At 73.0% G+C, this 1,353-nt stretch carries 1 protein-coding gene; it reads right to left on the bottom strand.

Going from position 1 to position 1,353, the window contains the following annotated elements; genetic code table 11:
* Nucleotides 1–1,353: WD40 repeat domain-containing protein (locus tag ACNFOC_RS54425; protein WP_416966320.1), on the bottom strand; the 1,353-nt coding region annotated here is incomplete at both ends.

Genomic DNA, 1,353 nt, shown 5'->3' with positions numbered 1-1,353 from the left:
GACGAGGACGGGCGGGAAGGTGTGGCGGAGGCGGCCGGTGGAGGTGTCGTAGAGGCGGAAGAGGTAGTGGTCGCCGGTGCGCCGGGCGGTGGCGTAGGTGGTGCCGTCGGGGCTGAAGCGGACGTCGTCCAGCGCGGTGGGGTGCCAGGCGGAGGTGACCGAGGCGCCCAGGTCGAGGGTGTGGACGGTGCCGCTCTCCAGGTAGCGCAGGGTGTGGCCGTCGCGGTCCCAGACGAGGCCGCCGTAGAGATGCTGGTTGTCGAGGCCGTGGCGGAAGACGGGGGCGGCGGGGTCGGACAGCCGCCAGACGCGGAGTTCCGAACCGTCCGCCGTCGCCATGAAGGTGCCGTCCGGGCTGAAGGACGCGTACTGCACACCGGAGTCGGGGAGGTCGGCGACCGCGTGGCCCGTCACGGTGTTCCAGACGCGCAGTCCGCTGCCGGTGACGGCGGCGAGACGGTCGCCGGAGAGGGCGAGGAGGGCGGAGTCGTCGTCGCAGGCTGCCGGGTCCTGCTGCCAAGTGCCGGTCAGCGGGCGCGAGTTGACCGTGTTCCATACGTGCACGGTCCCCGCCGAACAAGCGGCCACCGTACGGCCGTCCGCGCTGACGGCGGTCAGGGCCGCGTCCGGTGCCCGCGCCTCGAACGTGACGTGACCGTCGGCGACCGAGCGCAGCCGCACGTGGTCGCCCTCGGTGGCGAGGAGGGTGCGGCCGTCGCCGGTGAAGTGGATGTCACTGAGGTCGTGGGAGGCGGAAGGGCCGGTCCAGCGGTGGGTGAGCGTGTTCCACAGCCGTAGCCCGCCGTCGTCCTCGGTGACTCCGAGGACGTGTGCGGAGGGGGTGGCGTCGGTCACCGTGCCGCTGGGCACCCGCCCCGAACCGGTGGCGTGGTGGGTGGTCACGTCCCAGGTGTGCCAGGTGTCGCCGGACGCGCCGAGCAGTGTGCGGCCGTCGTCGACCAGCACCCGGCGGGGGTTGTCGCCGGGCGCGGGGTCGGTGAAGGCGTCCGTCTCCGCCTGCGCGAGCGAACCGAGCAGTGCGCGGCGGGTCTCCGGCAAGTGGTCTGTCCGCCAGGCGGCTACGCCGAGTTGGAGTGCGGTGCGGGGGTCGGTGGTCCGCAGTGCGTCGGCCACGTCGGCTACCCGGCGGGCGGCGCTCTGGGTGCGTTGGCGTTCGTTGTCGGCGAGTTCGTGGCATACGGCGACGGCTGTCAGTACGGCTATGGCGAGGACGACGGAGAGGGAGGCGGTGAGGAAGCGGTGCCGTCTGCTTATTCGGGCGGCTGTGTGGCGCTCGGCGTCACGGGCGGCGAGGGCGGCGGTGAGGAAGGTGCGTTCGGGGGTGGTCAGGGG

It is taken from the genome of Streptomyces colwelliae (genome assembly GCF_048158785.1).
In the GTDB taxonomy this organism is placed as follows: domain Bacteria; phylum Actinomycetota; class Actinomycetes; order Streptomycetales; family Streptomycetaceae; genus Streptomyces.
This window is presented reverse-complemented; position numbering and strand designations above follow the sequence as displayed.